The organism is Pseudoxanthomonas kalamensis DSM 18571 (genome assembly GCF_010211745.1).
In the GTDB taxonomy this organism is placed as follows: domain Bacteria; phylum Pseudomonadota; class Gammaproteobacteria; order Xanthomonadales; family Xanthomonadaceae; genus Pseudoxanthomonas_A; species Pseudoxanthomonas_A kalamensis.
This window is the reverse complement of the sequence record NZ_PDWQ01000133.1, coordinates 1-530: the sequence shown is the minus strand read 5'-3', so window position 1 is coordinate 530 and position 530 is coordinate 1. Positions and strand designations below refer to the sequence as shown.

The window sequence follows — 530 nt, the reverse complement described above, 5'->3', positions numbered from 1 at the left end:
GCATTGGCATCGGCCGCATCGCTGGCGGCCACGTCGGCCCAGCGATCGTTGGCCGACGGCCAGCTCAGCGCGGCAGCATCGTCGCTGCCGGCTTCGCCAGCGCCGGTACGCCCGGCAATCAGATCCAGCACCTGGCTCATGCCGATGCCGCTCAGGTTGCCTGCGCCCAGGGCCGCCTTCGCCACGCTGCTGGTCGCGGTGCCGGTGGTCGCACCATCGCGGGCGGGCAGCGGCAACGAGGCATCGCGCTTGCCGGCGACCAGGGCGTACGCCTTGGCCGCTTCGGCGGTGTTCAACGAGGTGTTCAAGGCCGGGCCGCCCGTGTCGCCACTGAGCTGCTTGGAAATCATCGCCGACAGACCCAGCCCCTTGCCGTCGGTCAACGCCTTGGCCATCTGCTGGTCGTACATTTCGCGGAACATCTGGTTCTGGCCCGGAAACATCGGGTCGCCGGAGCTCGCATCGCGCATGCTCTTGACCAGCATCTGTGCGAACTGACCTTCGAGCTGACGGGAGACCTTGTCGATCTT

1 protein-coding gene is annotated in these 530 nt (G+C 67.5%); it reads right to left on the bottom strand.

Going from position 1 to position 530, the window contains the following annotated elements:
• A partial coding sequence (locus CSC70_RS14375; RefSeq protein ID WP_211369520.1) for a rod-binding protein occupies nt 1-530 on the bottom strand: 530 nt, incomplete at both ends.